17 protein-coding genes are annotated in these 20,395 nt (G+C 40.3%); 3 read left to right on the forward strand and 14 right to left on the reverse strand.

Features of this window, described 5'->3' with window-relative positions; translation table 11 throughout:
• Positions 1–109: 109 nt before the first annotated feature.
• The 11 genes from CXF86_RS04765 to rfaH all read right to left on the reverse strand — a co-directional run bounded on the left by CXF86_RS04765 (position 110) and on the right by rfaH (position 13,064).
• Complete coding sequence (locus CXF86_RS04765) at positions 110–1,534, reverse strand: oligosaccharide flippase family protein (protein WP_102038474.1); 1,425 nt, start codon at positions 1,532–1,534, stop codon at positions 110–112.
• A gap of 19 nt (positions 1,535–1,553) precedes the next feature.
• On the reverse strand, positions 1,554–2,606 hold the full coding sequence (locus CXF86_RS04770; RefSeq protein WP_102038475.1) for a TDP-N-acetylfucosamine:lipid II N-acetylfucosaminyltransferase family protein: 1,053 nt from the start codon (positions 2,604–2,606) through the stop codon (positions 1,554–1,556).
• A 35-nt stretch (positions 2,607–2,641) separates the two neighbouring features.
• Positions 2,642–3,781, reverse strand: coding sequence for a dTDP-4-amino-4,6-dideoxygalactose transaminase (rffA, locus tag CXF86_RS04775; RefSeq protein ID WP_102038476.1), 1,140 nt, complete (start codon positions 3,779–3,781; stop codon positions 2,642–2,644).
• 1 nt (position 3,782) lies between these two features.
• A complete protein-coding gene (locus CXF86_RS04780; RefSeq protein WP_102038477.1) occupies positions 3,783–4,457 on the reverse strand; it encodes a GNAT family N-acetyltransferase in 675 nt (224 codons plus the stop codon).
• Complete coding sequence (gene rfbC / locus CXF86_RS04785) at positions 4,451–5,014, reverse strand: dTDP-4-dehydrorhamnose 3,5-epimerase (protein WP_102038478.1); 564 nt, start codon at positions 5,012–5,014, stop codon at positions 4,451–4,453. The genes CXF86_RS04780 and rfbC overlap by 7 nt, the downstream gene beginning before the upstream one ends.
• Positions 5,015–5,893, reverse strand: a complete 879-nt coding sequence (gene rfbD, locus CXF86_RS04790) for a dTDP-4-dehydrorhamnose reductase (RefSeq protein ID WP_102038479.1) — start codon at positions 5,891–5,893, stop codon at positions 5,015–5,017.
• Entirely contained in the window at positions 5,893–6,780 is an 888-nt protein-coding gene (gene rfbA / locus CXF86_RS04795) for a glucose-1-phosphate thymidylyltransferase RfbA (RefSeq protein WP_102038480.1), read from the reverse strand. The genes rfbD and rfbA overlap by 1 nt, the downstream gene beginning before the upstream one ends.
• A gap of 51 nt (positions 6,781–6,831) precedes the next feature.
• Positions 6,832–7,908: a dTDP-glucose 4,6-dehydratase gene (gene rfbB / locus CXF86_RS04800; RefSeq protein WP_102038481.1), complete on the reverse strand. Its 1,077-nt coding sequence runs from the start codon at positions 7,906–7,908 to the stop codon at positions 6,832–6,834.
• Between the two features lie 230 nt (positions 7,909–8,138).
• Positions 8,139–9,098: a Wzz/FepE/Etk N-terminal domain-containing protein gene (locus CXF86_RS04805; RefSeq protein WP_102038482.1), complete on the reverse strand. Its 960-nt coding sequence runs from the start codon at positions 9,096–9,098 to the stop codon at positions 8,139–8,141.
• A gap of 143 nt (positions 9,099–9,241) precedes the next feature.
• Entirely contained in the window at positions 9,242–12,013 is a 2,772-nt protein-coding gene (locus CXF86_RS04810; RefSeq protein ID WP_102038483.1) for an SLBB domain-containing protein, read from the reverse strand.
• Between the two features lie 499 nt (positions 12,014–12,512).
• Entirely contained in the window at positions 12,513–13,064 is a 552-nt protein-coding gene (rfaH, locus tag CXF86_RS04815; RefSeq protein WP_102038511.1) for a transcription/translation regulatory transformer protein RfaH, read from the reverse strand.
• Positions 13,065–13,494: 430 nt separating this feature from the next.
• Between rfaH and CXF86_RS04820 the strand changes: the two genes are divergently transcribed.
• Positions 13,495–15,000 (forward strand): peptide MFS transporter, encoded by a 1,506-nt coding sequence (locus CXF86_RS04820; RefSeq protein WP_101092186.1) that lies wholly within the window; start codon positions 13,495–13,497, stop codon positions 14,998–15,000.
• Between the two features lie 489 nt (positions 15,001–15,489).
• On the opposite strand, the gene CXF86_RS04825 is transcribed toward CXF86_RS04820, so the two are convergent.
• From CXF86_RS04825 to CXF86_RS04835, 3 genes are all read right to left on the reverse strand, one after another.
• Positions 15,490–15,840, reverse strand: a complete 351-nt coding sequence (locus tag CXF86_RS04825; RefSeq protein ID WP_101092187.1) for a four helix bundle protein — start codon at positions 15,838–15,840, stop codon at positions 15,490–15,492.
• Between the two features lie 347 nt (positions 15,841–16,187).
• On the reverse strand, positions 16,188–17,294 hold the full coding sequence (locus tag CXF86_RS04830) for a response regulator (protein ID WP_102038484.1): 1,107 nt from the start codon (positions 17,292–17,294) through the stop codon (positions 16,188–16,190).
• A gap of 101 nt (positions 17,295–17,395) precedes the next feature.
• Positions 17,396–18,160, reverse strand: coding sequence for an MlaA family lipoprotein (locus tag CXF86_RS04835; protein ID WP_102038485.1), 765 nt, complete (start codon positions 18,158–18,160; stop codon positions 17,396–17,398).
• Positions 18,161–18,393: 233 nt separating this feature from the next.
• Between CXF86_RS04835 and CXF86_RS04840 the strand changes: the two genes are divergently transcribed.
• Together CXF86_RS04840 and CXF86_RS04845 are read left to right on the forward strand one after the other, a co-directional pair.
• On the forward strand, positions 18,394–20,040 hold the full coding sequence (locus CXF86_RS04840) for a hypothetical protein (RefSeq protein ID WP_145992375.1): 1,647 nt from the start codon (positions 18,394–18,396) through the stop codon (positions 20,038–20,040).
• Between the two features lie 31 nt (positions 20,041–20,071).
• Positions 20,072–20,380: an EscU/YscU/HrcU family type III secretion system export apparatus switch protein gene (locus tag CXF86_RS04845; RefSeq protein ID WP_102038487.1), complete on the forward strand. Its 309-nt coding sequence runs from the start codon at positions 20,072–20,074 to the stop codon at positions 20,378–20,380.
• Positions 20,381–20,395: the final 15 nt, after the last annotated feature.

The following is a 20,395-nucleotide window of genomic DNA, read 5'->3' on the forward strand; positions in this document are numbered from 1 at the left end:
ATATACCTACAGCATCATGTTATGGTTGTTAATATCTTTATATATTAGTGAGATCATCGCAAGCACCCTGTCAATCACTCATCAGGTAAAAGTCAGGCATCGCAGAAATTCATTCATTTTTTACTGAATGAAATTTTGATAACAGCAGTGCTGTCAGGCTCTTGAACTCATGTCTAAATACAAGGAAACAACTAAGCAACATTATTAACCAATATATTTGCATATACACATAAACTTCCTCTCCATAAAGAGTACTTACTACCGCGCCCAAAACACATAATGAAGTATAAACATAGAGTACTAATCTTGGAATAGGATTCCATAAATAAATGGAAAACTCAGTTCTTAAAATAAAAAAAACAAAAAATGCAATACATGTACTAATGGCAGCTCCAGAAGCCCCGAAGATTGGAATCAATAAGAAGTTCCCGGATATATTCACTAGCAAAGCTAGGAATGAAGCCAGCATTGAGTATGATGTTTTTCTCGCTAAACCTATTCCAATTACTGTCGTTTCAGAAATTGTATATAATAATGGAAAACCTAAACATGAAACCAAAATCCACTGAACATTAGCATAATCACTAGGTAATAGGTAAGTAACTAACCATGAAAATAAACCTGCTAAGCAAAATATAATGACAATACACAATAAAATATAACGAGTAACTGAATGTATTTTATCCATACTTTCTCCATTACTTGCCCATTTATACACTGTTGGAGCCCAGACTGTCGAAAATACAGATTGTAAAATAGCGGCCGCAGCCGCAAAACTAACTGAGACGGAATATATGCCTAGTTCTTGATAGGTTGATAAAGATCTAATCATTATTTTATCTGTTGCAGTCAAGCCCCAAAAAGCGACTCCCCCCCAAATTAGTGGCAGTCCAAAGGACAGCATTTTCTTTAACTGTTGAAAGTCTACTTTTTGACTAAGGGAACTAAACAATTCAAACCGAGTGTTCCAAGAAAATATAATACTCACCGAAATAGCAGCAAAAACATAAGCGTAAACTAAATTTTCTAGGTTTTTATTCGACTCTGCTAGAACGTAAAAACCTATTATTAATAGTAAAAAAAACTTTGGAAGCAATTGACTCATTGAGTACGCTACACCTCTTTCATGCATCCTTAAGATTAATGACAAAAATCGAGAGATGAATGTTGAAAGTATTGCAAGAGCGATCATGACACTCAACCAGCTAGATTTAACATCAAAAACAAGTTTAGATAATAGCCCATTAAAAATCATAACCAAACTAAGCGACGCTAACAGTACAAAGGCTCCAGGTAAGATAGCGGTTTTAAAGAGCTTTGCTCTATTTTTAGATTCGTGAAAATCTCTAACATAACTTTGGTCAAGTCCTAAACTAAAAAATAATGTACTAAAACTCAGTACGACTTGTAGCATTGCGATCCTGCCTAAGTCTTCTACATTAAAAAACCAAGTAATAATAGGTAAAGTTGCAAAACCTAAAATAGCAGCACCAATTGGCCCTAAAGCAAATTGCATTATTTTTGTTGGGGTCATGAACAAAATCCAATATAGTTCAAGATATTATAGCCTTATACTGACGAAGCAATTTTTCTTTTGAGTATGTATTTTTTACTGCTGAAATATTTTTGGCTCTAATATCTGGGGTCATTAACTCTAAACAAAATGAATTAAGTGATTTAACGACGATATTTTGACTTTTAAATAGCTCCCATTGAGACGTATCTTCCCGGATATAAACAGTTTTACCTAATCCAAGCAACGTAATAGTATTCCCCATTGCCTGCTGTCGCCTGTGATTAAAAATTGCTATCTCAATACTACCAAGAAATTCCAAATATTTATCGAATGACATAAAATCATTCAATGGTACAAATTTTTCACCAAACCAATCGCGTCCTTTACTTATAACTTCTGAAGCATGCTTATTATCACCGTAAGACAGAGGTACAAATATCTTAATATTTTCATCTTTATATTTACGTAGAGCTTCTAATACTTCTATATGGTTATTGCTAACTTCAGCTGAGTTACCTATTTGTATATTTATAGTTACATTTTTTTCTGCCGCTTGAGGAAGTGAAGTGTAAACATTACTTAGATATAATAAACATTCCTTATAGATCCCCTTTGCACCGTACCACTTCCTTGCGAGGTCCACATCACCTTCAAGGTAGCTAACTAAAAAACCAATCCGTTTAATGACGAAACCTCTAAATATCTCTTGTATACTTTTTCTGACTGATTTTTGGCTAGTCTTATGAAAATATAGATCTGCTCCCCATATACACCAATGGCATTTTTTTAATAACCAAGGGTTAAAGGCAAGTAAAATCACCAAAGAGAAGTCTGATAAGCCATGTAATATGATTTTTTCAGCCTTATACATTTTTATTAGCAATGGGCTGTACTTATCAAATAAGTACTTTAACTTCCCTCCCTTTCTAAATACATGTTTGGAGTCCTCACCATCAATATATGGATACTTATCGAAATTCCCATATGTATAAAAAAATTGACCAGTGCCCGAAAACTCAGTTCTAATTAATTTTATAAATGGTGGAATAAACTTTTCCAAAGGGGCAACATGTAAAACCTTACAACTCATTGTTTAACCTTAAAATGATTAGAGTAAGAGCAGTGCTATATACTAGAAGCAAAGAAGCTCAGAACGCATGAAATCACTTTATCAACTTCAGTATCTTTCATATTATAAAAAAGTGGTAACCTTAATAACTTTTCACTATGCTCTGTGGTATATCGATCTTCACCAGCCATGCTTGAAAAACACTTCCCACCATCAGAACTATGTAAAGGTATATAGTGAAAGACAGCTAAAATTTCATTTTTCTTTAGGTGATTTATAAGTTTTTGTCTTTCTTCAAAATTACCCAGCTTCAAATAAAACATATGTGCATTATGAGTACAGTTATTAGGTATTATAGGTAGGTCAATACAACCAGAATCTTTTAGCTTTTTGAATGCCTTATGATACTTATCCCAAATCTCAAGCCTTTTCTCATTAATCTCATCAAAATGTTCTAATTGCGCCCATAGATATGCAGCTTGAATTTCGGATGGTAAATAGCTGCTACCTACATCAACCCAGCTATATTTATCAACCATTCCTCTAAAAAAAAGGCTTCGATTTGTTCCCTTTTCTCTTACAATTTCAGCTCTTTCTTTATACTTAGTGTCATTTATAAGTAGTAGTCCACCTTCTCCACCACTTGAATAATTCTTAGTTTCATGGAAACTATAAGCTCCAAAATGACCAATAGTACCGAGTGCTTTTCCTTTATAATATGAATTCACACCTTGAGCTGCATCTTCAATCACAACCAAATTATGTCGTGAAGCGACATCCATAATATAGTCCATCTCGCATGCTACACCAGCATAATGAACAGGGACGATCGCAATCGTTTTCGACGTTATTGCTGACTCGATTAGCTTTTCATCAATATTCATCGTGTCGGGTCTAATATCCACGAACACAATTTTTGCACCACGTAACACGAATGGATTAGCAGAGCTAACAAAAGTATAGCTAGGCATGATAACTTCATCACCAGGCTTAATATCTATCAACAGGGCTGCTAATTCCAAGGCATGTGTGCATGATGGAGTAAGTAGTGTTTTATTTGCAGAAAATTTTTCCTCAAACCATTTTTGACAACTAAGCCCAAAGAAGCCATCGCCACATAGCTTATTGCTATTCATGGCTTGCTCTATATATTTTAGTTCTTTGCCTGTAACTGGCGGCTTATTAAAAGGGATCATTTTATTTCTCGGATTTATAAAACCACAAAAACGTATCTGTCAATTGAAAGTCATTTCTTTGATAGAGTTTAACGGCATTTTTATTACTTAGCTGTGTCGCAACCTTTATTTTAAAAAAACCGCGTTTAGCACTTTCAAGTTTAACACCGTCCAGCAAACGTCGACCAACGCCTTTTTGTTGATGTTTTTCTGCAACACCAATTAAACCTATTCTCGCTATATCGGCATCAAACTTTAATGTTACGAATCCTCTAAGTTCATTGTCTTTAATATCTAATAAAAACAAATCTTCGAATTCATAAAGTAAAGAGTTAGTAAGCCATTCGGAATAAAAGGCTTCTCTTTCTGCTACGGTAAACCATGGTTCTCTGAAGCGACTATATGCATATAGATCTTTGGCTGAGTCAATAATTTCAGTCAGTTGACTCTTAGTGGCAACTGTTAAACTTTGTCTCAACAGGTCCTTATCAGAAAGCATAAATTCAAAATCAAGTTCACCTTCACAATATTTAAAATTGTAGCTATTTAATTTATTAATATCTTCATAAGAATCTGCTTTAACTTTAGATACAATTAATCCACTTTTAGATTGAATTTTATCACTGTTTTCACCCAGTTCTAGTTCCCAAATATTTTTTGAAAAGAAACAGGAATCCCAATCTCTTTTTTTTAACATTTGAAAGTTTCCACTTTAGGTGATTGTTCGAATGATAACGCGTTCATATCTTTTTCAGATACTAAAGGTAACCCCTCATTCAATGGCCACTTAATGTCTAAAACTTCATCATCCCATTTTATGGATACTTCGCTTTCAGCATTGTAGTAATCAGTGCATTTATACACAAACTCAGCCTCTTGACTAACCACGTAAAAACCATGAGCAAAGCCCTCAGGGACCCACAGTTGACGTTTGTTTTCAGCAGATAGATATACACCTACCCATTGACCAAACGTAGGAGAATCCTGTCGTATATCAACAGCCACATCAAATACTTCACCAGATACGACACGAACAAGTTTTGCTTGCGTGTTCACAGCTTGATAGTGAAGGCCTCTAAGGATGCCTTTCTTTGATTTTGAATGGTTGTCTTGCACGAAGTGTGTTGGTTTACCCGTAACTAACTCTTCAAACTTAGCCTGGCTCCAAGTTTCCATGAAGAAGCCACGATCATCACCAAAAACTGCAGGCTCAATAATCTTAACGTCTGGAATTTTCGTATCTATTATTTTCATTTACAAATACTCTTTCATTCGTGTTATTGCCAATTGCCAATCGCTTGCTTCTATTGAGAATGCTTTGTTGATTTTTTCAGTACCTAAACGAGAGTTACTTGGTCGCTTGGCCGGTGTAGGGTATTGCTCGGTCATAATGCTAGTCAAAGTCGGCTTTTTGTTAATCAGGCCCTGTTTAGCTGCGGTATCAAAAATAGATTCAGCAAACTCGAACCAGCTAACGTGCGGTAAGCCCGAAAAATGATAAACTCCATATTCAATGGCATTACCTTCAGTGATCTGTTTAGCAATTTTAATTAACGCGTTAGCTATATCACCTGCATATGTAGGTCCACCAAACTGATCTCCGACTACACTCAGTGCCTCTCGAGTTTCACTTAGGCGCAGCATGGTTTTTACAAAATTATTACCATTTTCGGCAAACACCCATGCAGTTCGAAGAATGACATGTTTATCACATGCTTCTGCGACGGCTACTTCCCCCGCCAACTTACTCTCGCCATACACACCTTGTGGATTGGTATTGTCACTTTCGACGTAATCACCCACTTTATTACCTTCGAACACATAATCAGTCGATATATGGAGTATTGCTGCTCCAGCATCTTGTGCGGCTTGTGCTAAGTATCTAGGCCCATCACGATTAATTGCGTAAGAAAGTTCTACTTCTACTTCAGCTTTATCAACTGCAGTATGTGCAGCGGCATTAATGATGATATTTGGTCGAAATTCAGCTACAGTCGCTTTAACTGCGTCTTGATCGGTAATATCAAGATCATCTCTATCGACAGCGAGTACAGTTGTATTTTGGTTATTACTTAGTCGTTCATTAAGGCAGTTACCGACTTGCCCATGACTTCCTGTAATCAATACACGCATTAGCTTGCTGCCTTTTTCTTATGTTCATTCACTAAACGAGACAAATATTGGCCGTATTCATTCTTCATCATCGGCTTTGCCAGTGTTAACACTTGCTCGTCACTCAACCAACCATTACGCCACGCTATTTCTTCCAAGCAAGCCACTTTTAGGCCTTGAACATTTTCAATCGTTTGAACAAAAGAAGATGCTTCATGAAGGCTTTCGTGAGTGCCGGTATCTAACCACGCAAAACCACGGCCCAATAACTCGACGTTCAATGAACCATCATTGAGGTACATTTCATTTAAAGTGGTAATTTCAAGTTCACCACGATGAGAAGGTTTGACTTGTTTTGCCATTTCAACTACACGGTTGTCGTAAAAATACAATCCCGTAACAGCATAGTTTGATTTAGGTGTCTCTGGCTTCTCTTCAATCGAGACTGCTTTCATATGAGCATCAAATTCAACCACTCCAAAACGCTCTGGGTCTTTAACTTGGTAGCCAAACACAGTGGCTCCAGACTCACGCGAAGCTGCATTTTTTAATGTTTTTGAAAAAGACTGACCATAGAAAATATTGTCGCCAAGCACTAAACAAACACTGTCATCACCAATAAACTCTTCCCCAATGATAAACGCTTGCGCCAATCCATCAGGGCTAGCTTGTATGGCATACTCAAGCTTAATACCAAAATCAGAACCGTCACCCAATAAGCGCCTAAAACCTGCATTATCTTCCGGTGTTGTAATGATTAAAATTTCTTTAATACCTGCTAACATCAAAGTTGAAATAGGGTAAAACACCATTGGCTTATCATAAATAGGTAACAATTGCTTTGACACGCCACGCGTTAGTGGATACAAGCGAGTACCTGACCCCCCCGCTAAAATAATACCTTTCATAAATCCTCAACTTTATTTGGGAGACAAACTAGCAATAAAAAACTCAGTAAGTTAAGCATTAATGCCTAATCGCTCTCTCTGATAGCTACCGTCCTGGACATGTTGACACCAATCTTTGTTGTCCAAATACCACTGCACAGTTTTCAATAAACCAGTTTCGAAAGTCTCTTTAGGAATCCAATTCAATTGTGAACTCATTTTACTTGAATCAATAGCATAGCGACGATCATGGCCTGGTCGGTCTGTGACATAGGTAATTTGATCAGCATAGAGTGTATCTCTAGGTATTAGAGTGTCTAAAATACTGCAAATTGTTTTTACCACTTCAATATTTTGTTTTTCGTTATGACCACCAATATTATAGGTCTCACCCACTTTGCCGGCTGTAACAACTTTATATAATGCCCGAGCATGATCTTCCACGTAGAGCCAATCGCGAATTTGGTCGCCCTTACCATAAATGGGTAACTGCTTGCCCTCTAATGCATTAAGGATAACCAGCGGCACCAGTTTTTCAGGGAAGTGATATGGGCCATAATTATTTGAACAATTGGTTATAAGCGTCGGAAAACCATATGTACGTAGCCAAGCGCGTACTAGATGATCTGAACTGGCTTTACTGGCAGAGTATGGGCTTGATGGTTCGTACGATGTAGTCTCTGTAAACAAGGGTAATTCAACGCCCTTCGCTACTTCGTCAGGATGAGGTAAATCACCATACACTTCATCTGTAGAAATATGATGGAAACGAAATGCCTTTTGGGCACTCTCGCCTAAACCATTCCAGTACTGACGAGCGGCTTCTAACAAAGTGTAAGTACCGACGATATTTGTCTGGATAAATTCTGCAGGGCCAGTAATTGAACGATCAACATGACTTTCTGCTGCTAAATGCATTACCGCATCAGGCTTATGCTGCTTAAATACTCGGTCTAATTCAGCGCGGTCACAAATATCAACTTTTTCGAAAGCATAACGCTCATCCTCTTCGACGCTCTTTAGTGACTCAAGGTTACCGGCATAGGTTAATTTATCGACATTTATAATGCTATCTTGTGTATTATTGATAATATGACGCACTACTGCAGAGCCGATAAAACCAGCTCCACCTGTGACTAAAATGTTCATAGTTATGTTTTCCGAAATGTCTTTAATTGCTAAATATGAGTTATAGTGAGCTCTATCTAGATGAAATTAATTGAGTAATTGCAACTTTTTATCTCAGTATAATCAGGTATGCAGAGATACTTTTAAATCTTTTTGAGACAGTCGATATGTCACAATCCCTTGTAAACCAACGTTTTCACTGTTGTTCTTAAAGCAATCCAATAGACTTGATGAAAATGGTAATCATTTTATCAATCTTCTTTTCTCACAAAATGTCGCATAAGGACAATCATCACTGCAAACATACCGCCTAACAATGTCCCTAACACACAAATCAGTGCTCGTTTAGGGCCTGCTTTCTCTTCAGGGATCAGAGCAGGATCAATTGTCTTGAAAACATATTCATCACGTACTTCTGCGAACATTATTGTTTTTGCTTGTTCTTCAATGAGCTTGTAGAGAATAGAGCGAATATCAGCTACATTAGTGAGTGCTATTTGTTTATTTAAAAATTCTCGACTCCGATTGGCTTCAGCAACATCCCGCTCTTTCATGACGCTATTTATGTCTTCAATCAACCAAGCCACCCACTGCTGTGCGATAACAGGCGACAAATGCTCAACTGATACAGTTACCATTCCCGTATCCTTGGCGGAGTTAACTGAAATAACCTTAATAAACTCTTTATAGGCTTCTTGCAAAGAAGGTTCGGGCTTGTATGGCGCTTTCACTACACGTACCCATTCGTTCTTACCTATGTCATACAGTTCATCATCGTATACCAAAGTGCTGTCGTTTACGTTCCACTTTTCCACAGCCATTAAATCAGGAAGGATATTATGCTTTCGGATAAATTGACTAGCAAACTGGCGTGATTTAATGACTTCAATCGCCATTTGAGTTTTATCAACTCCACCGCCGCCTAAATTTATGCCCGCCATGCTTGCGAGTCCACCAAACTGGCCCGCTAATGCACTTAAACCTCCGCTCTGCTCTTCGCTAGCCGGAGCGAGGAGCGCTTCTGACTTATAGGTATTGGGTTGCATAATGGCAAAAATAACTGAGCCAATCGCAAACACTGCAGTGATGGCGATAATCAACCATTTACCTTGCCAGATGACAGCTAAAAGTTCCCTTAAATCAATTACATCATCTGACGGAGCCTGCGTAAACTGTTGACCCTGTGTATATTTATTAATTTCATTCGACATTTAAAACTTATCTCATTATTTAAGTTTTTGAATACGGTTGACGGAACGTTCGCAAGCTCACTTACGGAACACTTCGCTAACTAAGTCAGCGTAGCGTTCCGTGATCAGTAAGGCTAAAAGTCGTTCTAAGACTGCTTTGAAGTCTAAAGATTTGCGACGGTGGCGAATGCAACTGCGGTGTTGTAGATGATGCTAGTAATTTGCGTCCAAAGCGTTAAGTTGTCTTTGTACTCAGTGTCAAGTGGTACGATAATAGTATCGCCTGGTTGTAAGCTCGACTCACTACTAAACCACATTGAATGACTTGGAAGCATCACCGAACCGTCAGCTTTGATCACGTATGTTCTATCATCATCAGCACGCTCTCTTGGCCCACCTGACATAGCAAGGTATTGGTCGATTGTTTGACCGTCTTTGAATCGATGCGTGGCTGCGTGTTGCACTTCGCCCATAACCGCTACAGTTTGCTTCGTCGATGGAATGTAAAGAACATCTTTATCTTCTAGCTGCAGGTCTGCTTGTTCAATGCCGATAGATACAGCGGAAAGATCAACAACTAAACGCCCCACCGCCTGAATGGTTTCTAGATCCGTCAACATTAACTGTGCGTCGCTATAGTTAATAACGTTACCGTCTTTAGAAACACCTCTTGTTGCTATATCGCGGCGTAATTGGTCGGCAAGCTTTTTAATCTCTAGTTGCTCTTGCTGACGCACTGATTCGCGTACAAATACTGATGATGGAAGATATGCGTATTCGGTAAAACCACCGGCTCTATTGAGCACATCATTAAGTGTTTCACCGCGGCGTATATTGTAAGTACCAGGGAATCTTACTTCCCCACGTATTTCTACAGATTTATTCTCTTGCCAATCTGGGGTCGTCATTACGGTTAATATATCGCGGCCTTTGAGCTGAAGATTGTCTTGAACCTCTCCCTTAAGCGCTTTGTCTAGCGCGATATTTTTATGTGTAATGCTTGAGCCTTCAACATCAGTAATGGTACTTGTTAGTTCCGCTCTAGCTGTGTAAGCCCCTTCTTCTAGACCGCCGGCTGCTGTGACAAGGTCTTTAACTTTAGCGCCATTAGCGAGTGGGTATATACCTGGGTTATTAACTTTGCCGTTGATAGCGACAGCTTTAACACCTGTACCCGCTCGACCTTGGCTATTTAACTTCATAATGATTGGGTAGAGCAGCTCACCACGATTCATTACACCACTTAGTTTAATAAGGTCTTTGTCTTCAAATAGGTTGAGCAACATTTTGTTGACCTCACCCTTTATCGCTTGAGATTCATCCTCATCCGCCTTGCTGCTTATCGCTATGCCACCTAGCTCTGATAGATCTGAAAACTTTTTCTGGTTGAGCTGAGAGAAACCAGCTTTAAATAGATCGTTGCCGATCAAAGAGTCGCCCGCTAAAGATTGTACTTTGCGTACCCGGTCTTTAACGAGTTTATTGAGCTCATATCTATTTTGAGTTTCGTCTCTGAAATTAAAGAATATTATTTTATCACGAGGGCTTAACACTAAATTTTGCGATAACACCTTGCCATTAATCGCTTGCCCTGGAGAAAACTGATAGACCTCAATGTCGCCCTGTTTATTCACTTCTCTTACTATTATCGCGTACTCGAGATCTGCAGAAACGGATAGGTCTCCCCAGATAGAAGGAATAAGGTCGCTCACTCTCTGTCCCGAATACCATTGATATTTGCCAGGGCGAATCACCGCACCCACCACTGTGAGTGCATCTTCATATTGTGAAGCGGCACTTTTTACGCGAATGACATCTCCGGCGATAGCAGGTGTTGCCTTACCAGCTTTAGAAGTCAGGTCGACGTTAACTATCGTCATTAAGCTTCTGCTGTTGTATCGCTCAACACTACTTCTTTTGGGATATGCACCGGGTTTTACACCGGCTGCCATATCGATAACTTGAGCCATTGTTTCATGTTGCTTAAGTTCATAAATAGCTGGGCGTCGGACCTCTCCAGTGACACTCACAAGTCCTCCAACTGATGGGATAAAGACAACATCACCAGAACGAAGGCGGACATCACCGGAGGCGTCACCTCTTAGAAGCAAATCATAGAGGTCCATGGCACCGACAAGCTTGCCATTGCGCTTTACTTGAATATTTCTTAATGAACCTATTTCGTTAACGCCGCCAGCTACGAATAAGGCTTGAGTAACTGTAGATAGGCTCGAAACAGTATACGAACCAGGTTTATAAGCGTCACCTGCAACAAAAATACGAATGGAGCGAAGTTCGCCCATGGTAATATTTGATTGAATACCAATCATCTGTGTTTCAATACGTTGGGATAATGTTTTGCGTAATTCGCTAAAGTTTAACCCTGCGACTGTGATTGGCCCTAATTCTGGGAACTGTATTACTCCTTCACGATTAATGACTAGGTCATATTCCTTGTTATCTTTGCCATAAAGCTGAACTTTGATGTTATCGCCTGGACCAACGAGATACTCACTCGGGACAGGCACATCGGATACTGGAGCAAAAGTTGTCGGTTCTCCAGCAAACAAGTCATAGCCAAAGCGTTTGAGCTCTGTTTTCGCAGCATCTTCTTTAAACTTAAGCTCTTCATCTTTTTCGCCTTGATTTAAAGGATTACCAAATGAATCTGTCGGAATAAGCTGACCTTTTGCATCATATTGAGCACGCTGATTAATCACATTAGGATTTTCTAGTGCTGGCTGCGAATTACTGCTGCCGCCAATCATGGAAGGATCTACGCCATATTGTTTGGCAAGTCTTTGCTGTTCTGATGCTGGGAGATTTTTAAATTGTTCAATCATTTGCGGAGATGGTGTAAGGGCGAGTACCTGAGTGCTCAGCACTGCTAGCGCGGTTGCGCCTACATAGAGTATTTTTTTTGTTAGTTGTAACACCGCGATTTATCTCCGGTTGTGATAATGACAAAGTAAAGGTAACGGTTTTAAAGTAAAACCCTTAAATAACAACTATATAATTAATTTAAGACACGCTACCGCCCATGGATTACGGCTTCCAACATGCCCCCCGCGAAGCGGAATTTAATTTGTTCGAAACTACGAATGTTCTAAACAACTCATAATTTCTCAGACATTATACAGTAGCGAATGCTTTTGAGCAGTAACTCTAAATAACGTAATAAACTACATGATGAAAAAAACAGCTTGGTACGCGATAGGCATTTCATTGTATTCGTGCTTTAACTCGACGTAAGTTCAGAATAATAAAATAGCTAAAGCACCATCTCGTATTAATATCATACTAAAGCGCTAGTGAACTTATAATATCTTAACGTATATAGCCTTACCTGAAAAAGTAACAAAACGATAACAATGAAAACATTTAATACAAATCTGGACGCATGGTTAATGTCCTACACGGTTAATCATAAATAGCTTACTTATGACTGACTCCCGCTTCGAACTGTCCAGCCCGCTTAACAGCAGTTCTATCAACAGCAACCCTTTGTCGCTTACCCATAATATCGAATAATACAAAACAGCGTTTTTCGCCATTTTTCTCTTCGAAAATGCCTTCTAACTCTTCGAAAGGACCATCTATAAACTTAACTTTGTCACCACATTGAATATCGGGCGCTTGAGCTTCATTGTTAGATGAGTAGGGAAGTAACTCAGTTAACCACTTGTGCTCTCGTAACCGGATCGCTTTAATGACATCATCACTTACTGATGTCATTAATTCTTTACAGCCGACGATTCTTATTACCCCACGCGTGCTGTGTATACGCGCGACGCTAGTTATTTGAGGATCAAAATGGACAAAGAGATAACTAGGGAACATAGAGACACGACGAACAGTTGCTATTCCTTTATGTAACTTTTCTTCAGGGAAGGTAGGGATATAGGTTTCAATCTCTTGAAGTGCTAGGTTCTGCTGCGCTCGAACTTCGCCTCGAGGCTTACAATACAACAGGTACCAAGCTTTCATTAAAACCTCTTCAATATTAAACTTAACAATAGTGAACTCCATTCACGGCTAGAGATTCTAGCAAAAACCACAGTCATAATGAAAGTAAATTCTATCTGTTTTCCAATACTGGTCTCAAGTCTACCAAGATATAAATGCAATCGCTTAGAGTGGTTATTATCTCAGCAGTCACTCCCTTAAAATTGACTTAAGGCCCCTTAAAAGGGTATATAAGGTGGGCTTTATCGCATTTGGCGCTATTTTTAGCTTCAAATAATAAAAATTAGAATATAAGCCCGTAACAGTGCAATCAAATGCGTTACATATAGATGCTAAAGATAACATTTACAGCGAATATATCTCACGCATTAGGTTAAGCTAATTTAAGCAAAACTATTTCTGTGGTTTTTATTAACCCGCAGGTAATCACAAGCTGAAGGTGGAAGAACAAATGAGCGGAATAAAACCCCAGGGGACGATGCTTGGGCATCCGAAGGGACTGTTCCTGTTGTTTACAACAGAATTATGGGAACGATTTAGTTATTACGCGATGCGCGCCATTTTGGTGTTATATCTTGTAGATAAAGTACAAGGCGAAGGCGGTCACGGTTTAGGTTGGACGAGTGCAGATGCCCTCTCTCTTTACGGTACTTTTACTGGTTTAGTCTATTTCACTCCTCTTATCGGTGGCTGGTTAGCGGATAATGTGCTTGGTCAACGTAAATCTATCTACATTGGTGGCGCCTTAATGGCCATCGGTCAATTTACTCTAGCTTTCCCCCATAGTTGGATTCCTGGTTCAGAAACTATGGCCTTTTATATAGGTCTAGGCACACTGATTATAGGTAACGGACTATTTAAGCCAAATATCTCTACCATGGTTGGCGATCTCTATAAAGAAGGCGATCATCGTCGTGATGGTGCATTCACTATCTTTTATATGGGTATCAACGTCGGTGCTGCACTCGCGGGCTTTGTTGTTGCTTGGGCTTATACTTCATTTGGTCAAACAGTCATATTTGAAGGACAGGAAGTCTTCATTAACAACTGGCAAGCAGGTTTCTTCTGCGCTGGTGTAGGTATGATTTTCTCTTTGATTATCCAGTACATATTTGCTCAGAAACTGCTTGGCGATATCGGTCGCTACCCTGCTGCTAAAGTTGATAAAGAAAAGTCAGCTGCAAGCGGTATTGTGCGAAAAGAACCGTTAACCAAAATTGAACGTGATCGCATCAAGGTGATTATGGTCATGGGTCTGTTCACCATCATTTTCTGGGCGGGTTTCGAACAAGCCGGTGGTCTACTTAACCTATTCACTAACGAATTTACCGACCGATCAATTGGTAGCTTTGAAGTACCAACGACTTGGTTCCAGTCTCTGAATGCTATTTTCATCGTTGTTTTTGCCCCAGTAATTGCTTCTATCTGGATCCGCTTAGGTAAGAACGAGCCTAACTCTCCGGTTAAGTTTGCCCTTGGCTTAGTTCTACTCGCTGTCGGTTTCCTATTTATGATGGGTGCTGTTATGGAAATGGACGGTAGTGCCGATGTTAAGTCAAGCATGTGGTGGTTAGTCGGTGCTTACTTCTTCCATACAATGGGTGAACTATGTTTGTCTCCTATTGGTCTGTCTATGGTGACTAAGCTTGCTCCATTGCGTATTGCTTCGTTACTTATGGGTGCATGGTTTCTCTTTATTGCAGCGGCCAATAAGATTGGTGGTATTGTTGGTTCATTCATCGGCCACGATGGTACTAAAGAAGAACAATTGGCTAACGCCATGGGGATCTTTGCTGGTATAGCAATCACTGCAACAGTTTCTGGCATCATCCTTTACTTCATGGCTGATAAGCTTGTTAATTGGATGCACGGCGCTGAAGGCCATGCAGACACTGAAGAAGAAATTCTTGAGCAAGAGATTGCCGTTACTGCAGAGCATGAAGCTATCAAGAGATAGTTAAAAGCCGGATAAGTGCCGGTTTAAGCTGAGAAGCTTTAGAGTCGAATAAGCTGAGACGGTTTAGAGCTGGTTAGAAGCCGGTTTGGAACCGGATAAGCTGAGATGGTAAAAGACGGTTAGAAGCCGAGCTAAAGCCGGAAAAGCTAGAAAACAGCAAAGCCAGAAGAGTTTATCTTCTGGCTTTTTGTTTGGGGAAAGAAAATCCGATTGTAAGATGAGAGAAGGTTAAAAGCCGGTTTGGAGCCGGATGAGCTGAGAGTCGGATAAGTGCCGGTTTAAGCTGAGACGGAAAGAGCGAAGGTTCTGGGAGCCGAAGAGTGCTGAGATGGTAAGCAGAGACGGTTAGAAGCCGGATGAGCTGAGATGGTGGAAAGCAGGTTTAAGCTGAGACCTTTAGAAGCCGAGTTAAAGCCGAGATAAAAGCCGGTTAGAGCTGGATAGAACTGAGATGAAGTAAGCTTTGATAAAATATTTGAGGTTTTTTGGTTAAGTGAGTAATCTTTTCTTTGTTCGAATAAGGGCGGCTGTCATCATTATTATACTTTCTGTTTCTCTAATTAATTGAACACCTGAATTAGATTCAAGATAGCCGATTTTAATTCCTATTGTTAATTGGGTGATAACTTCAGCAGCTGAAGCCTTTGATATGTATAGAAAACGGATCTGCTCTTTTATTGACTCCCTTTCTATTCCTTCTGCAATATTGGAAGGGATTGATAATCCCGCTCTGGTTATTTGATCCTTAAAGCCGAAATCTCGTGTGTCTTTCGTTAACTCATAAATCGAACAACTGAGCGCACACGATCGCTCCCAAATTTCTAACTTCTTAAATTTCATATTATTCATCCTTGAATACCCAATCCTTATATTTAAATCTCAGCTTCTATTGTCTCAGCTTGACCGTCTCTGCTTATTCGGCTTCTAATCGGTTTTTATCCCGCTTCCAACCGTCCTAGCTTATCCGGCTCGTAACCTTCTCAGCCTGTATCGTCTCAGCCTGTATCGTCTGTCTGTATCATCTCAGCACTATCCGGCTCCAAACCGGCTCTCAAGTCTCCGCTCGAACCGTCTTTAAATCGGCTCCAAACCGGCTCTCAAGTCTCCGCTCGAACCGTCTTTAAATCGGCTCTTAATCGGTATTTATCCGGCATTTATCCGGCTTCTAACCGTCCTAGCTTTCGATCTCAAGACGCCGAAAGCTGAATATAACCGCCTGGGGGGGTGTTGGTGTCATGGATAAGGCCGTGGAATTGATCGTTCAGCAGTTGTCGTTTGTGCTCACTGACGTTGGTAGATATACACAATTGCTCACCTGGCATCAGGGTTCGAAACTGAATGGAGGGGTTTCCCCAGTTTACCATGCCAAGTTGCAGTGTTTCGGCTAATGCCAGTGGCGACAACCCTTCACTGTTTCGCAGATAACAACGAAACTCTGCGCCAGCTTGAGCTATTGCAACACGGTAATTACTGAGATTGATCACCACGTAAGTCATATCAACGTAAATATCTAAACCGGATTTTAGCATGCGATCATTGAGATAACTTAGCATATTGAAAGGCTCTGCTATCACTGTCGACAATTTGTTCTGATAGCGCTTAAGCTTATGATTGACAAAACTTTTTAGCAAGACACTTGCAAAGGCTGCACGATTATCGTGAGGGTGAAAATGTGCCATGTACATCATGATGTGGCTATCGTCTAACATGGCAGTATCGATAAAATGGGCACTGACTTCGTTAGTATTAAACAGACTATAATCTATGGCGGCTTTACTGTACTCGATTCGACTTGGCGGGAAGAGTTGTTGCTGTACGCTTTTCGCCGCTTCCTCGCTTTGCTCTAACAGCTCAAGGTTCTGATTTAACTCCATGTAAGACAGCGATTCCAATTCATCAATTTGTAATGACTCCTCCAATGAGCCATTTAAACACTCTTGAATCGCATTTTCGATGAGGTACAGATCAGCTACAGGTTTTACCAGATAATCACTGGCGCCGTTTCTAAGTGCATCAACCACATTAGACATTGCTTGATTGCCAGAAATGATAATAGAAGGGGTGCCTGGACGGTATTTATTCATGGCCTTTAGCATTTCTAAGCCGCCAAGGTTTGGCATGCTCAAATCAGCTAGTACAACATCGAAATCTTGTTTTTTAAAACAATTTAACCCTAGTTCGCCATCATCTGCTTCGATAATAATGGCACCTCGGCTCTCTAAAAAAGCCGTAACAATTTTGCGGAAGACGGGATCGTCCTCCACGAATAGAATAGTTAGTTGTTTTAGCGCCATTTGCTGCCCTTAACTCACAACAGCGTAAACTCACATCCTTGTTGTTATGTTTCCGCTTTATGTCGGCTCACTTTTCTATTCATGACCGACAATATAATTATTTACTCAAGTTCCTGCATGTATTCATCAAGTAGTTCGTCGTCATCTTCATTTTGAGGAATATCGCCATCATATACTTTGTAATCCATATGTTGAAAATATGCATCCTTGACAAAAATATATGGATCGAGCGCATTATCAACCAATCTCTCCTGATCGATTGCAGATGCCCTTTGGTGCAGGCTTTTAAGACCCCACTTCAACACTGTCTGCCAAAATGTTAGCTCTGATAAAGGAAAGTATAGATCATCAACCCAATCAGATGCGAGTTCTCTTGTAACATAAGGACCTATAAAAGGCGCCATGAAATAGGGACCGTTAGGAACGCCGTAATAACCTAGCACTTCGTTGAAGTTATCTTGCTTACGTGTCATGCCCATCATTTCAGCAACATCTACCACGCCTAATAAGCCTAAAGTGGTGTTGACGGTAAAACGACCACCTGCATTTGCGGCCCAGCCCCACTTGCCTTGCAACGTATTATTGACAATACTGCTTGGCTCCTCGAGGTTAAGCACGAAATTATTAATGCCACTTTTAACCGGGCGCGGCACATAGTCGTTATAACCATGTGCGACTGGCCGATAAAAATATCGATCCAGGTACAAATAGTTAAGATCCCACATGGCTCGGTTAAACCCCTCAATAGGGTCTCGCGGGTCATTGTAGGTGACTGTTACTTCATTACCTTCCGTGGTGTTATCTTCTGCAGCTATGGTAGAAAATCCAACTATCGCCAGAGAAAGCACAATCCATTTACACTTCATAATTGTCTCTTTGAAAAAGGGGCTAAATTTCTTACTGCGACTGTTCGACTAAAGTCTTTTCAGTTTGCTGCCGATACAGTGATAAGAGCGCATAATTAAGCTTTATCTAACGTTATTAACGATAAATATTATGATTGCCCGTAAGACGGCATAGGATACTCAGTACAGCCGCTAGGTCAAACATAATATTGTGATAAAACATATCGATTTATTAGCTAAAACAGGACCGACTTTTGGATAACGTTGTTAACTCAGTTTCAGCTGCTATAAAAGGGGATAAGGCGTCCATAAATGTGCCGTTATCAGCCAGTTCAACTTCGCTTATTCCTGTCACTGCGACAATGAGCAAAAATGGTACGCTGCTGCAATTTTCAGGACAAACACATACCGTCATACTGGAAACGCCGCATGCTGCACAACTGCTGACTAAAGCGCATTCTTTCCTACTTAATATAGTGCAGCAAAATACGCTTGCCACTAATGCGACCCAGATGCAGTTGCTTACCATAGGTCAATCTCTCTATTTTCCTATGCCTAAGGCGATGTTAGCACTCGCAAACCGAAATAATATTTCTGAACGAAAGCTACTCAATCTTGGCAGAAAATCTGAGGGGTACTTGTTACCGAATGCCAAAAACCAAGGGACTGAACTGCAGTTTAATAATGGACCCAATCTAACGCTGCTGATGCTAGCCTCGCTACCCGATGGCGAGTACTCCGTCGCCATCAAAACGAAAGAGCAGCAACTGTTACTCAAACTGTCGCCTATTCAAGCTAAGCTCCCCATCAGTTTTGACGGTCAACTTAAGCATAATAACCTGCAGCAAAATGCACACGACTTGGCTCAATCCACAGTGCAAACAGGTAAAGCTAAAACCAATGTTAACTATGAATATCAACAGCTATTCAAACAACTTGAAAATACCCCATTACCCAGATCACTTGCCTCATCACCATTAGAGTCAAAAAGCTCAACAAGCTCATTGGCTGTGAGTCATAGCAAAAACCAGCCCAATATCCAGAGTCAGTCCACCAATCAAAACCACAACCTTTATTTGGCATCAGCATTAGCAAAAGCGGGCGGATTGCCAAGAGCATCCGTTAAGCACTGTTCGCCGCTAACAAGCTTGGCAAGTTCACTGTTTAAATTAATACCAAAACTGACCCCTGAATCAATACCATTGTTAAGTGAGCCCAAAAGGCTACAACAAGCACTGTTGAGCCTCACTAAACTCAACGTTGACCCTGACACATGGAATACGGCACCCACCACCCATATCAGCAGCTTAAGTTTACTGTGCCAGCTTATGCTCGGCCATGCAGCCATAAACCAAGGGTTAAGCCCCGCATTGCAAGACAGGCTGGCGTTATTACAAGCCCAACTTGGACTTTCACCGCAGCTATTGTCATTACTTGAAGCAACGAGCACCCATACCTCTTTGGCAAGTTTACTCAACAACCTAAATCTATATCAGCAGCAATCAGGCACACTCGACGGTGTTAACCATTGGTACTTTGCCTTGCCCTACTCCATCAATCATTATCAAGAGCAGTTTGAAGGCCATTTTGAGCAGGTAGAAGATCAATCTAAACGCAGCGATAAATGGACACTTAGACTCAAATTTAACTTGTCTGGCGGCCCCTTATTGATCACAGCCACTGCGCATGCTGCTGAAGCAACAGACCATCAGTTACGCTTATCGGTCGATTTCGCCAGTGATAGTGAAACACTGTTAAACAAAGTTAAATTACTCAGCCCGAGTCTTAGCAGTAAAGTCGAGCAGTTAGGAATATCAATTAGCAGCGTAAACACTCACAAGCAATCGGTACCTGCCACTTTACTTCCAGGTGAGCACTACCTCGTTAAAGTGAAAGTGTAATGATGCCAATAGAAAACTAAAAAGGTGTTAGATGAGTAACCATGAACAGCCAACCAAAGCCGTTGCATTAAAATACGATAAAGGCTCAGCTCCGACGGTATCCGCTATAGGTGAAGATGCATTAGCGCAAGAGATGATTGCTTTGGCCAAAGAAGCTGGGGTGTATATTCATCAAGATGAACACTTATGTGATTTTCTACACAAGCTGGAAGTGGGTGACGCGATCCCTAAAGAGCTCTACCTGCTTATTGCAGAGCTGATCGCGTTTGCTTATGTGCTTGATGGCAAATTTCCAGAGAAATGGAACAACATGCATCAGAAAATAATGGAAGAGGTTTAAAGCAAAGACGGTAAA

The organism is Shewanella sp. GutCb (genome assembly GCF_002836135.1).
In the GTDB taxonomy this organism is placed as follows: Bacteria; Pseudomonadota; Gammaproteobacteria; order Enterobacterales; family Shewanellaceae; genus Shewanella.